Origin of the sequence: Labilithrix luteola, assembly GCF_001263205.1 — a bacterium.
Lineage (GTDB): Bacteria > Myxococcota_A > Polyangia > Polyangiales > Polyangiaceae > Labilithrix > Labilithrix luteola.
The window spans coordinates 1,570,318-1,583,656 of sequence record NZ_CP012333.1 but is presented as its reverse complement, the minus strand read 5'-3'; the positions used below and the strand labels follow the sequence as shown (position 1 = coordinate 1,583,656).

12 protein-coding genes are annotated in these 13,339 nt (G+C 65.5%); 1 reads left to right on the top strand and 11 read right to left on the bottom strand.

What is annotated here, in order from left to right; genetic code table 11:
- Positions 1-160: 160 nt before the first annotated feature.
- The 10 genes from AKJ09_RS07185 to AKJ09_RS52750 form a co-directional block, all read right to left on the bottom strand.
- Complete coding sequence (locus AKJ09_RS07185; protein WP_146646447.1) at positions 161-1,441, bottom strand: sigma-70 family RNA polymerase sigma factor; 1,281 nt, start codon at positions 1,439-1,441, stop codon at positions 161-163.
- Between the two features lie 183 nt (positions 1,442-1,624).
- A complete protein-coding gene (locus AKJ09_RS07180; RefSeq protein ID WP_146646446.1) occupies positions 1,625-1,987 on the bottom strand; it encodes an RNA recognition motif domain-containing protein in 363 nt (120 codons plus the stop codon).
- Positions 1,988-2,297: 310 nt separating this feature from the next.
- A complete protein-coding gene (locus AKJ09_RS07175; protein ID WP_146646445.1) occupies positions 2,298-3,584 on the bottom strand; it encodes an NADase-type glycan-binding domain-containing protein in 1,287 nt (428 codons plus the stop codon).
- Between the two features lie 99 nt (positions 3,585-3,683).
- Positions 3,684-5,477, bottom strand: coding sequence for an IgGFc-binding protein (locus tag AKJ09_RS07170; RefSeq protein WP_146646444.1), 1,794 nt, complete (start codon positions 5,475-5,477; stop codon positions 3,684-3,686).
- Positions 5,478-5,484: 7 nt separating this feature from the next.
- On the bottom strand, positions 5,485-6,870 hold the full coding sequence (locus AKJ09_RS07165; RefSeq protein ID WP_146646443.1) for an RCC1 domain-containing protein: 1,386 nt from the start codon (positions 6,868-6,870) through the stop codon (positions 5,485-5,487).
- A gap of 5 nt (positions 6,871-6,875) precedes the next feature.
- Positions 6,876-8,078 (bottom strand): beta propeller repeat protein, encoded by a 1,203-nt coding sequence (locus AKJ09_RS07160; protein WP_146646442.1) that lies wholly within the window; start codon positions 8,076-8,078, stop codon positions 6,876-6,878.
- Complete coding sequence (locus tag AKJ09_RS07155; protein WP_146646441.1) at positions 8,075-9,307, bottom strand: hypothetical protein; 1,233 nt, start codon at positions 9,305-9,307, stop codon at positions 8,075-8,077. Before AKJ09_RS07155 ends, AKJ09_RS07160 begins: the two co-directional genes overlap by 4 nt.
- Complete coding sequence (locus tag AKJ09_RS07150; RefSeq protein WP_146646440.1) at positions 9,304-10,065, bottom strand: tetratricopeptide repeat protein; 762 nt, start codon at positions 10,063-10,065, stop codon at positions 9,304-9,306. The genes AKJ09_RS07155 and AKJ09_RS07150 overlap by 4 nt, the downstream gene beginning before the upstream one ends.
- Positions 10,062-10,598, bottom strand: coding sequence for an RNA polymerase sigma factor (locus AKJ09_RS07145; protein ID WP_169927336.1), 537 nt, complete (start codon positions 10,596-10,598; stop codon positions 10,062-10,064). Before AKJ09_RS07145 ends, AKJ09_RS07150 begins: the two co-directional genes overlap by 4 nt.
- A gap of 109 nt (positions 10,599-10,707) precedes the next feature.
- Positions 10,708-11,619: a hypothetical protein gene (locus AKJ09_RS52750; protein ID WP_169927335.1), complete on the bottom strand. Its 912-nt coding sequence runs from the start codon at positions 11,617-11,619 to the stop codon at positions 10,708-10,710.
- A gap of 330 nt (positions 11,620-11,949) precedes the next feature.
- Here AKJ09_RS52750 and AKJ09_RS07130 point away from each other — a divergent pair, with 330 nt between their 5' ends.
- Positions 11,950-12,168, top strand: a complete 219-nt coding sequence (locus tag AKJ09_RS07130; protein WP_169927334.1) for an Acb2/Tad1 domain-containing protein — start codon at positions 11,950-11,952, stop codon at positions 12,166-12,168.
- Positions 12,169-12,228: 60 nt separating this feature from the next.
- Here the strand turns inward: AKJ09_RS07130 and AKJ09_RS07125 are convergent, their stop codons facing one another.
- Positions 12,229-13,287, bottom strand: a complete 1,059-nt coding sequence (locus AKJ09_RS07125) for a hypothetical protein (protein ID WP_146646435.1) — start codon at positions 13,285-13,287, stop codon at positions 12,229-12,231.
- Positions 13,288-13,339: the final 52 nt, after the last annotated feature.

Below are 13,339 nucleotides of genomic sequence, written 5' to 3'. Positions count from 1 at the left end.
GGCAGCACGCCGCAGTGCGCCTCATCGAACGTCGTATTCAGTGTTCAGCTTCGAAGTCGACGGAGCATCCTTCCGTCGTCATCGTCGAAGCGCTGTCTATCGCATCCTCGTAGGGACGCTTGGCCGGCTCTCAGTCCGGCGAGAGGCGCGTTCGTCGCTCTCAGCCTTCGCGCAGGGCGCTCCACGCTTCCTGTTGCGACCGACGGCGAAGCTCGGCGAGGGCCTTTGCTTCGATCTGACGAATCCGCTCTCGGGTCAGCGAGAATGCGTCTCCGATTTCCTCGAGCGTGTGCTCCTTCTTCTCGCCCATTCCGAAGCGCATCTCGAGGATCTTTCGCTCGCGTGCAGACAACGTCGACAGCAGGCGCTCCGCATCCTCGGTGAGACGCGCGCGCATCGCTGCGTCGAGCGGTGAAACCGCCGTGCCGTCTTCGATCGAGTCACCAAGTACGGCCGTGCCATCGTCGCCGACCGGCGTCTCGAGGCTTATCGGCTGATGCATGGCGCGCAGGGCAACTGTCACGCGCTCGTCGTCGAGCCCGAGCGTGGTCGCAAGCTCGGTGACCGAAGGCTCGCGACCGTACTCTTGTACGAACGCGCGCCTCGTGCGCGCAATCTGGCTGACACGCTCGACGATGTGAACGGGGGCGCGAATCGTGTGTGCCTGGTCCGCAATCGCACGTGTGATTGCCTGGCGAATCCACCACGTCGCGTACGTGCTGAACTTGTATCCGAGCCGGTAGTCGAACTTCTCGACGGCTCGCATCAGCCCGATGTTGCCCTCTTGAATGAGGTCGACCAGGGCGAGTCCAGGACGTAGGTAGCGTTTGGCGACGGAGACGACGAGCCGGAGGTTTGCCTCGACGAGCTCGCCTCGAGCGACGGTGCTGATACGTGCGCCCTCGGCGATGTCTGCACATGCCGTCCGCAATCTTTCGAGCTCGTCTCGATCCGTCGATTCGGCCGTTTCGCGTTCGGCGTCGCGCAGAGACGAACGAAGCCGCCGCACGAGCTTCGAGAGTGCAACCTTGTTGAGTCGCATCTCGGCGAAGGCGGTGAGCGCGCGGGGATCGGGCGTGCTCGGTTTCGACGTGCTTCGCTTCGATGGACGCGACCAGCGGAGCACGACGTCCACGAGTCCCAAGATCCGCTCTCTCGCCAGCGCGTCGGAGTTCGACTCGTCCTCGTCGCGCGCGGACGTCACGTCTGCGACGTCCTCGGTGCCAGCACGGAGGCGCTTTCCGAGACGCGCCACTTCCGCGCGCCCCGCCTCGCACGTGAGGATCGCACGGAGCGTCTCCTGCTCACCGAACTCGATGCGTTTTGCGAGCTCCACCTCGCCTTGGCGCGTCAATAGCGGAACCCGCGCCAAACCCTGCAAATAGGGCTGGAGCGCGTCCTGCGCGGACGATGCCGTGCCGGCGTGAGCGGAAGCCTTCATCAATGGCCTTTCGATCGTGGTCGCGCAGCCTCGCTGGCCAGCACTAGCAGCACGCTGCTTGCGGGATGACCACGGCGTCCACCGTCGAGCGCGCCCTCGACGATAGACGCAAGTGTCCGTAGGGGAGGGAATTCCCGCTACGCATCATGATCGGCGCGGATGGTTGTGGACAGTCGTGCTGGATTACCAGCCGCGATGCCCGCCGCCGCCGCCGCCGCCGCGGGGGCCGCGACCACCGCCGCCGCCGCCGCCGCCGAAGCCGCGACCACCACCACCGCCACCACCGCCACCACCACGCGCTCGCTCTTCGGCGATGTTCACGCGCAGCGGGCGGCCTTCGAACATCGCGTTGTTGAGCTGCGCGATGGCGTTGTTGGCTTCGGCTTCGGTGTTCATCGTGACGAACGCAAATCCGCGCGCGCGGCCCGTCTCACGATCCATGACCACGTGGGTGTCGGTCACTTCGCCGCACTCGGCAAAGCAGGCGCGGAGGGAGTCGGTCGTCACGCCGTAGGAAAGGTTGCCCACGTAAAGTCGGTTATTCATGTGTCTCTCTCGTTTGTCGGCAGGTGCGTCGAGAACCTGGCGTCCAATGAGCCGGCGGGATCGGACGAGGCCCACAGAGAAACAAGCATTCTCCGTGTCCTCACGCAACGAAGCTTCGCAGCCCGGATTCGCCGTCCCAAGGTTCGAGAGAGCGTTGTGAATGCGATGGTACGTGTAGTGAGCGGCGTCACCTTAGTTCGGCGGCGACCTTGACGCAACTGAAGGACCGCACCAAAGCATGCGGCTCGCCTGAAGTGCGAGGATCTTGGGCGAATCCGGGGAGTCGACCGCTCGGCTTGTACAGCGAGCGCTAGCGACAGGCCACCTCCGCGGTGCCAAGCAGGCACGAGCTCTTCGTATCGACGCGGGCGCACGTCACGGGCTCGGGGGTGAGTGCGCATTTCAGCGAGAACCAGCGCGTGTCCGTCGCCGATGTGCGCATTCCGTGTTCGTCGAAGGCCTCCGAGCTGGTGCTGGTTTGCTTCACGTGAAGCGTGACGTTGCCGGCCGATGACTCGAGCTTCTCGAGTCGCGTGTCGGTGCGCAGCATGTCGTCCATGCACCCCGGTTCGCAGTTCGCCGACTGCAGCTCGGCGTTTCTCGGAACGACGAACCCCTTGTCGGTCTGGAGCACGTACATCCCCGCCGACCCTTCGGGGGTCATCAGGTCCAGCCAGGAGATGCCTTTGATGGGCGCCGGTAGTGGTGCAGGGACCGAGACGGGCTTGGTGACGCAAGCTTCTTTGCCCGGGGCAGGCAGGCCGTTCTTCGCGAAGCCAGGAGCCAGCTTGGTCTCCAGATGCTTGCAGAGCGCGTTGATGCTCGGAAAGGCCGAGCCGATCGCGTCTTGGTAAGACGGTGCGTCGGGATCGCCGACGCCCGGCAGGGGGCGTGAAACCCACTCCTTGGCGATGGCTACGTCGGGAATGCGCGGCATGCCGTACCTGGTCTTGCCGGGAATCCCCATCACACGAAACTCGGAGATCGCGAGCTCTCGCCATTCCTTCTTGGTACCGGGCTCCACGGCGGTGACCTTGACCCAGTACAATCCGCCGGGGTGTGCGAACGCGAAGGACTGCGGCTCGCGTCGGGCGGGATCGAGCTGAAACGTCGCCAGCGGCTTGGTTTCCATCGAACCGGCGAAGACCTCGATGCTTCGAACCCGGTGGTTCATGAGAAAGAGGTCGTTGCCTGCGGCGTCGATCTTGTCGAAACCGGCGCTGAGCACCAGCGACTCGATCGTGGCATCCGAGGGCACTTCGAACGCGATGCTCGCGCCCACGAGATCGCCGGTTCGGCTGTTCCACGCCGTTCCGTTGTTTCCATCGACGAGATGCTCGGGGTAGTCGCGCGGATTCTTCACGTTGGACGAAACCGCGAGGCGCGCGGGGCCCCAGTGCAACAAATCCACGGACGTTCGGCGTGGACCCGCGTCGGTGCCTAGAGTGCCGGGGGCGTTCGGTCCCGTGCTCGCTGTCGCGAGCGACGACGGTACGGAGACAGCGCTGGCATCTCCACCGACAGGGGCCTGTTTAGGGGTGCACGCGACGACGATGGAGAAAGCCGCACACGCCCAGTACCCGTTGGTTCGGCCCATGGGCCGAGCTTACCTCGAATGCGACTCGCTCGGTCGAGAACCGGCGGGCTGGTTGCGGCGAGCTGCTCGAACGTGTGACGAAGACCTCTCGTCACGCCGTCATTTCAGGACTGGCGACGAGAAGTCGTTGATGGGGCGGAGGCCTGTGCCGGCCAGGTAGCCGTAGCTCGCGAAATAGCCTAGTCCCCACACGTTGATGGAGAACGGGCCGTCGCTTTTCGCCTCCTGGCGGCCATAGCCGCACTCGCCCTTGGGGAACTTCACGGGGGCGGAGCTGGCGGTGAGGGTGACCCAGGCGTATTCGAACTCTCCGCTGGTGCCCACGGGCTGGAAGCCTTCGATGACGCCCGCGCACTCGAGCTCGACGGGCAAGAAGCCTTTGGCTGTCTTGCGACGGACGATCGTGAGCCGGGTTTCCGGAAAGGTGTAGTCAGTGAAGAAGACGTAGTGGTCCAGGAACTGATCGGAGGCCGCGAGAGTGACGAAGTCGGGATCGCCGTGGCGGAACCCCAGTCCGCCGAGGCCGCCGCCGAAATCCTGTCCCGTCATGTAGACCGAAGCATGGAAAGGATGCTTGGAGTCCTGACTTCGCACGACCACGAGTTCATCGGTCTTGAACGTCGCCGACTGACCGGCATCCAGCTTCTCGGGGGCGCCTGCCGGGCGCACGGGGTCGTAGCTGAACACTGTTCCGTCCGCGGCGCTCACGAGCGTATAGGGGACGAACTCGCGCGAGTCGCTGGAAAACTCGAAGGCCCGCGTCGGATAAGGCACGAGCGCGTACTGGTCGCCCCATTGGGACGTTGGTGAAATCTGCTGCTGGAGCACGTCGCACGCTCCGTAGTCGCCCGGCACGTACGTGCATCGCGAGCCACCGAAGATACCCACGGGGTTGCTCGCCGAAATCGGACTTCCGGTGAGATTCTCTTGGGTGAATTGCAGGACTTCGCCGCGTGCCAGCGTCCAGCTCTGGGTGATGCCGGTCGTCGCGCCTTCGACCCCGTAGCCGGCGGGGATTTCGGTATTGGGACGAATGCTTACGACGGTATCGTTCTGGTTCGCGACGATCTGGAGGGTTCGCTCGCTCGGAAAGCCGAAGGCGAACGGGCTGACCGCGACGTAGTCCTTTTCCCAGGACGAAACGGGAAGAAGCAACGTTGCCGTGGGCACGTACGTGCTGGCGCCGCCGTAAGGAAATATCGAATACGCCGAGACGGGCGCATCCGTGATGAGTCGAAAGGCCTTCGTGCGGCTCGTACCGTGCGCGATCGGGTCGAACTTGACCGCCGGCGTCACGTTCTGCGGGCAGAGGATGCCTTCGAATTCCGTGGTGTCCGGCGCGGCCGAAAGAAACACGATGGCGACTTGTCCTGAAGGAAGCGGGCCGTCCAGGCGCGCATACGTCGCCGTGCCGCTCCCCACGTCGACCGTGTAGACAGATTGCGAAACATCGAGGGGATCGCCGCCGTATTCTGCCGTGAGGGTAACGGGGCGGTCCCACGTGTTGGAGATCATCGCGGCGAAGCAAGAGCCCTTGCTCTGCTTCCCGCTGTCGACGGGCAGGGTCCAGAAATCACAACCGGCGGACCCTTTCGAGAGCTTCGCGGCTTCACAGGCCGGCACGCACCGACCATCGCCGCATCCCTCGTCGGCGCCGCACGTGAAGAGCACGTCGTCCGAGCCCTGGCAGGCGCTCAGCACCGTCTTCAGATCGCGCGAACAGCGAAATCCACATGCCACATCGGGCGTCGACGCGTCGGGAGCCAACGTATAGTTGTCGCCCGGATCGAACGGTGCACGATCGGTCGAACATGCACCAATCGTCGCCGCAATCGCGAACGATACGAGCCCCACACCAGTCGCCCAATGAGCATGCGTCCGTGTTGCCATCATCGTCTTTCTAGAATTGGACGAGGGTGGGGGTTGGATGGGGGCTATCGTCAATCGAGCCTAGTGCAAGCTCGCCGTAGGCGTTTCCGCCCCAGCACATGACCTTGCCGCCGCGAACAACGACACACACCGTTTCGTCGGAGACTGCGACGCGCAGCGCGTGACCGTCGAATGCCTTGGCCGGCGTGAAGAAGTCGCTGAAGAGCCCCGCGTCGGCGCCGCGTCCGAGCTGACCGTGGGAGTCGTCGCCCGCGCACTGGACCGTGCCGTCGCTCATGCGCACGCAGCTGATCTCCATCGATACGGCCGCCCGCTGCGGACGGGCCTCGCCCTGGATCGGAACCAGCGTGGGGCGAACGAAGGCGAACGGAACGCCGAAGCCCATGGCTCCGAGCATGCTATCTCCCCAGCAGTAGAGACGTCCTTCCGCGACGGCGCATGCGTGCGCGAGGCCTCGATCGGGGGCAGGCCACGGGGAATCGACGCGCCACGGCGAGACGGCGAAGCTCGTAACCCCGTCGAGCAGAAGCGCCCCGGGGAGGAGATCCGGGCTCACCGAAGCCAGGCGCCCTGCGATCGTTCCAGAGGTACCCGTTGTTGCGCCCCAGCTCGAAATCGTCCCGTCTTGATGGACCGCGAACGACGTGTTCGTTCCGGCGCCGGTCTGCACGGTCTTGCCGGACAGAGCATCGATCTTGGCGGGGCCGCCGATCGTCGCCTCCACACTCCGCGCGAGCTGAGCCTGGTCGTTGGCGCCCCAACAGAGGACGTCACCCGAGGTGACGATGGCGCACGCGCTGTGCACTCCAACGTCGACGCGCAAGGCACCGGAGACTGCAACGGCCGCTGCGGTCGGGTGGGGATTCCAGTCACTCGTGGGAGGGTCCGCCGTGAGTCCGAGTTGGCCCACGTCGTTGCCGCCCCAACATTCGACCGTGCCGTCGACGAGACGCCCGCACGTCGTCGTTCCACCCGCGCTGATCTGGGTCACGTTCGTGAGTCCCTGAACGACCCTGACAGGACCCGCGTCGGGCTCGGGATCGGGGGCCGGCATGCCGGCACCGAGCTGACCAAGGCTGTCGTCTCCCCAGCAGCGCGCGGTCTTGTCGCTCATGAGAACGCAGAAGTGGTTTTGACCCGCCGCGATGTCGACTGCGCACGGCTCGACGTCGCAGACCACCGGCTCATCCGCCGCATCGAAGTCGTTCCCGGCATCCGTCCCGGACTCGACCGGGCCTGCTTCGGCAGGCGGGGTCGGCTGCCTCGCATCGGTGCCCGAGTCGACGCCGCCCGTCTCGAAGGTCTTGCGGTCGTCGTCGTCCGAGCACGCGACGGCCGCCATCGCGAAGCTCGCCAGCGCAGCGGAGACGAACACGACACGGTGAAGAGAAGTCATGGCCCTCATGGTGTTCCCCCGGTCGACCCCGAGGGGCCCGTGTAATGGAGAACGATGGCATCACCGACGATCCAGACGTCGTTCGGTCCGCTGCCCCAGATCCCGTAGAGCGTCGGCGTTCGGCCCTGCGGAAGCTCGGCGCTCGACGCCGCGAAGGTCTTTCCGTCGTAGTGGATGATGGTGCCCTTGTCGCCTACCGCCCACACATCGTTGGGCGCGCTTGCCCAGACGGCGTGCAGCGTTTCGGTCGTGGGTGAATCGACCAACTGCCAGCGCGAGTTACCGGCACCGAAGTGCCGAATCGTACCGCCTGCGCCAACAGCCCAAACATCGGTCGACGACGTGCCGTGAATCGACTCGAGCGGACTCGACGACTGACTGTCGACCTCGGTGAGCCCCAGGCCGCCTCTGGCCGCCTGACCGTGGAACATGACCGCCTCGCGGCCCGGTACGTTCCATTGGCTCGCGGCCATCCAGATGTCGGTGCTCGACGAACCCCAGATGCTCGAAATGAGCGTGTCCGGTTGGTCGCCCGTGGCAAAAGGAACGGGGCTCCAGCCCGAGGCGCGCGCGCCTCCGCCGTCGCCTTTGTCGTCTTTGGAGAGAACGAACTGGCTTCCGAGACGCTCGTTGGCCTCGAGGTCGAGATAGTCATAGTAGTCCGAGCCGAGACGGACGTCAGCGGGCGAGGTTCCCCAGATGGCGTGGATTCTGGTGCCTTCGACGCCCAGTCCCTTGACCGGGAGCGGCGTCAGCGTTGCCGAGGCGCCGTTTGCGCCTGTGGTGTGGAAGATGGCGTCGGCCGCGGCGACCAGATAGACGTCGTTCGGGCTACTCCCCCAAATGGCATTGAACGTGTGTTTCACGCCCGACGGTATTGTCGACCAGGTCGTGCCATCGTAGTGGGCAATCGCGCCGCCGGAGCCAGCTGCCCAGATGTCGTTCTTCCCCGTTCCCCAGATTGCCTTGAGAACGGAGAGGGGGCTCACGCTCGTCGGGACCATGCACCAGGCGGCACCGTTGCAGCCTGCGCCCACGTCCACGTCCGCATCGGCGTCATTACCTGCGTCGGACCCGGGGGCCGCTTCGGGCAACGTCGAGGTATCGCCCTTCGGCGGCTCGGCGTCGTCGTTCGCGGCACAACTGGCCATCAGCGTGCACGTTGCCGCGGAGAGCATCCCCGCGAGGGCCATCACCTGCCGCTTCATTTGGTCTGCCCTCCACCGTCGCATTCGACCATCAGGCACTTGCCTTCGATGCACGGCTGGCCCGCACCGTAGTTGCAGGTCACTCCGCATGCGCCGCAATGCAGGGGATTGTTGTCGAGTCGAGCCTCGCAGCCATTGAGGGGATTGCCGTCGCAATCGCCGAAACCGTCGGCACATTCAGTGACGCACACACCCTTGCGACACGCGGCCTTGTCGTTTCCGAACGACGGACACCTCATCTCGCAATCGCCACAATTTTCCGGATCGGAGAGGAGATCGGCGCATCCCTTCTCGCACCGCGTCCGACCACTGTCCGCGCACTTCTTCAGGCACTGCAGACCGTTGTTGCCGTCGGCTCGGCACTCTTCGTCCGGCTTGCATTCATTCCCGCAGGCTCCGCAGTTCTTCGGGTCGCGCGTCGCGAAGTCGACCTCGCAGCCGTCCGACAGGCATCCTTTCTTCGGGATGTCGCCGTTGCAGTCGGCGGTGCCTCCTTTGCACTTCAAAGCGCCACACTGGCTATTGGAGCACCCGTAGAACGTATCTTTCGGTTTGACGCTGCAGCCGTCGTCCGGTGACGTCGGGCAGCTGTTGTAGCAACCACCGCAGTTGTTGTCGTCGTTGGTCGTGTCGACGCATGCGTCCGCTTTACACGCCGGGCAGAACGTCTTGCCGGCCGGGCAGCCGCAGACCCCTTGGTAGCACCCTTGTCCCGCGGGGCACACGTTCCCGCAGCCGCCGCAATTCAATGGATCGTCCGATACCGTGGTTTCGCAACCGTCTTCGGGGTTCGAATTGCAATCTTTGTAATCGACACGACTGCACCAGCCCACGATATATTTGCAGTCGAAGACGCATTTGCCATTCGAGCATCGCGGGACGGTCTGCTTGTTGGGGGCGGGGCAGACGTTACCGCACGCCCCGCAGTTCTCCGCGTCCGTGAGGAGGTTCGTACCGCAGTGCAACGAGGCCGTCGTTCCGCACGTTGCGTAGGGGGACGGGCACTCCGTTCCTTCGCACATCAATGCCGTCGTCGCGTCGTTCGCGTCGGCACCCGCTTCGGCGGGAGTCTGGAACGACGGCGTCTCGGGCTGCGCAGCATCCGGATCGTCGGCCAGCACGACGTGGCTATCGACGGCGCAGGCCGCGCTCATCGCCGCGCCGCACGCGAAGAGGGCGAGGACCAGGCTACCTCGCCGGAGAATCGACTCGTAGTTAGGCGTCTTCATCGGTCGAGACCATCCGTCTTTGGAAGCAGAGCACGCAGGCGATCGGCGTAGGCTCCTCGTGGGTTTTCGGCGATGAGCTTGCGCGCCAATGCGAAGGCTTTCTCCGATTGCCCGGCGGTCATGAGCGCTTCGACGCGCACGACCTGGACCTCCGTCGTAAAGATTCCCGACGGGTATTTCGTGTCGTAACGGCGAAGCGTCTCCAAGCACTCGTCGGCTTTCTTCTCCGACAGTGAATGGCGTGCGCTTTCGACGATGGCGAGCTGCTCGCGAAAGGAATCTTTGCTTTCGGCCTGTCCCGCGCCTGCACTCGCGTTCGGCGTCGTTCGCACGGCGGGCGCAGAGGGCAGTGCAGAGGCGGCCACGACTGGCATCGGCGACGCGGCCGGTGCCGTCTCGACGGGGCCGACACCCTCGTGCGGATTCTCGATCACCGGCGACGCGGTGACGCTCGCAGTGATGGCGGCAGGGGCGTCGACGGCGCTCGGCAGCTTCGTCTGCTCACGCCTGCTGGCCACGACGCAGAGTCCGGCCGTCACGAGCAGTCCGCCCACGGCGGCCAGCGTCTTGAGCGACGTCCAGCTCGACCTGGGAGCGGCGGAACCGTCGTCACCGGTCTCGACGGTGTCGGCGAGTGCGAGGAGCCTGGCGGCGGCGCCGGGAGGGGGGGCCTCGTCCTCGAAGGAGCCAAGGAGGCGCGCGACGTCGGCGTCGAGCTCGGCGTCGGCGAGGTCTGAGGGATCGATGGGATTCTTCACAACGGACCTCGGAGGCGGCTCTTGTGACGCTGGACGCAAGCTCGAAAGGCCTCGCGAGCGCGGCGGAGCCGCGACCCGACGGTGGGAATGGGCAAGCCCATGACTCTTCCGATGTCGTGCATCGACATTCCTTCGAGCTCGAACATGACGAAGGGCGCACGCAGGTCGTCATCGAGCTCACCGAGCAGGCGGTAAGCGAGCTCGCGTGTTTGTTTCCGGTCGAGGCTCTCCTCCGGGTTCGGAGCGAGATCGGCGGCGCGATCGACGTCCTCGACGACGGGTTCGCGGTGATGCTTCTTGAGGGCGTGCCTTGCGGTTCGGAACGCCGTTCCGAAAAGGAACGCGCGCTCGCTGCCTTCGCGAAGATCGTCGGCGCGGCGAAATGCGACCAGGAACACCTCCTGGACGACCTCATCCGCGAGCGCCGCCGAGGCCCCGAGGTGGCGAACGAACTTCCAGACGGGATCATGATAATTCGCGACGAGGTCGCGAATTCGGGCTCGTCTGGCCTCGCACGGCAAAGGCACCCCCACGTGCTCTAACTCGCTCGAGGGCGCCGCGACCATGTCCTAAATGGCGCGACGCACTCGGATAATCACAGATAGTGCACGACCCCCGAAAAAAGTAGGCCGGGCTCCGACCTCAGAGCTGGAGGCCCATTCCGAGCCCCGCGCGGAACCCGAGCGCCGGGGTCTCTGAGATGAGGGCTCCCGACGAAAGCTCGTAGCGCGTTCGGTCGAGGGCGAACAAAAGCCCTCCCGACGCTGCAAGAAACCAACGCGCCGAAAGGTGCCAGCGCGTGGTCACGAGGCCTCCAGCATCCGCCCATAGATTGGCAGAGCTTCGCGCGCCCGGCAGACCATTGGCGTCCGCCCCGAGCCGGCCGAGTGCCGCCTCGACGCAGGGGGCGAGGTCGACCGGCCCCACGACGACGACATGAGGGCACACGCGAAGAGCCCCGGTGGTCCAGAGAAACGTCGACCCCCCACCCGCCACGGCCACGTCGTGCGGAAGACTCTGCCGGAGACTTAGCCCCAAGGAGGGGCGGAGCCACCACGCGGTCGACTGGAGCTGGAAGGTGAGGCTCGCGAAGGGCAGAAGCTCACGGACCACCGCGCTCGTGATTTCGGCCTGGAGATCGAGCGAGAGGCGTACGGCAGGTGCGGGGGCTGCAGGGGCGGGGTGCGTTGCGCGTCGCCGCGGCGACGCACGTGGGGTCTTCAAGCTCGGCGGCGCCGGCGGGGGAGGCGGGGGAGGCGGGGCGGGCTCGGGCTCGGGCGGTCGAGGGGCCACGTCGAGCGGCGGTTCGACCACCCCCGGTCCCGAGAGCCGGTGCATCGCGAGAGCGAGCATCATGGCGAGCGCGCGTGCAACGGCTTCGCAATCGGGCCCGTTCAGCTCCTGCTCGATCGTCGTGTCGTGACGGCGATCGACGAATCGGAACCTGCCACTCGCACGCTTGGCGCCCGTACGCAGCTCGACGTCCACCACGCGCTTCGCCTCGGCCTCGTCGGCCAGCTCGAACGGATCCGTGTCGCGCCGCAGGGCGGACACGAACTCCGCTTCACTCGGACAGGTGGGGGCCGCCGAGTATCGAACGTGGACGGTTTCCGGCGGCGCGGTTTCGGCGTGAGCGGTGGACGAGAACGACGATAAGCACGAGAAAAGCCCCATCCCCAGCGCGAACGACGCGGCGTACAGCCATCGGTGGCCGTGAAGCCGAGCGCGCGCAAAAGGCACGTGCGGATTCTTCTGCAAATCCCTCGCCACTTCAAGGTGGCCGTCCGCATGCGGGCGCGGGTGCGCGTGCGAGGGCGGTTGCGGGGCCGGTCGCGGGTCAACGAGCCCATCCGTCTGGTATCACCGAGGATGGAGGTGACCACGATGGCCGACTTCGATCCCGAGTACGTTTTCTCGCACCACCCGGCAACGCCGAAGAAGCTCGAGGACTACGAGGCGATTCACGCGGGGGCGAAGCGCTTCGCCGAAGTGATCCTCGCCCACGTCCCGGAATGCAGTGACCGCACCGCCGTCCTGCGCTTGCTGCGCGAGGCGTCGATGCTGGCATGTGCGGCCATCACGCTGGAGGGGCGGCTCAAGTAGCCGTCCCTCCGCTCTCCTCGCGGTCGGAGCGTGGCGCGATGGCGTGTGCTTCGGCGAGGCTCAGAGGCCGCCGCCGAAGCACACCAGGCAGTACGGGTCGGGCGTGAGCGAATCGGAGATGATCTCGCCCGTGACCGTGTCGTACGTGCGAATCCAGCCGATGTTGGGATTGCCGTCGTCGTCCGGGCAATTGGCGTTGCTGCGAAGGAGATCGTTCGTGTAGTTCGCCGACGAAACCACGAGCGTTGCGGTGCGCTGGCGGCGGAGCGTCAGCTCGGTTCCCTCTTCCCAGGTCATCGTAGCGCTTGGCGCGAAGGTCAGCTTGTCGGTCGCGACGGGCGTGTACTTGAAGCTCCCGTCGATGTTGCACTGGTTCAACGTGGCGTACGCGAAGGGCTCGGCGCGGAGGAGCGGCGTCATCTGCGCTTCGGTCTTGTCCGCGCAGTCGCCGAGCTGCGGGCCCACGATCGTCGAGCTCGGAATGTAGAACCCGCTGAAGTTGCGGAAGATGACATTGCCGTCTTTGACGTCCGCGACGACCGAGAACGTGTCGTTGACCTCTTCGTACGCGCCGAGTTTCTCGCGATGAATCGAGACGAACTGGAATCCCGAAATGGCCGAGCAGGGGAGCGGAGGCGGCGCGCGCCAATCGGAACGCTCGATCTGGAAGAGATCGCGGTGAGCCTCCAGGTAGTCGAAGAACTTGTCGTAAACGTCGTCGTTGCCGGTGCACGCCGGGGACACGACGAGATCCGAGATCGACGCGATCGTACCGCGTGCGTCGGACCACTGGAGCGTGGCGTCCGGCGAGAGTGCGGCGAGAGCAGCCGTTGCCTTCGTCTTGGCGTTTGCGTCAGGCTTGAACGTCACCGGAGACTCGCACGCCTCGGCATCCGCATCCGCGTCGGCGCCTGCATCGTTGCCGCTCGTGGCGTCCTTCGCATCGGGCGTATTGCTGTCGGTCTTGCTCGCGTCGGGCTGCTGGTGCGGAGTGCTGCTGTCGACTCCGTCGTCGACCGGCGTCGAGTTGGTCTCGTCGTCACCGCATGCAACCGCCGCGGCGATGGTGAGAAGGCACACCGCGGGAAAGACCACTCGCTTGTAGTTCATGGGACGCATGGAAAGGCTCCTTCGAAGTGAAGGCTCGTCATGGCGCCGAGCACGGCACGAG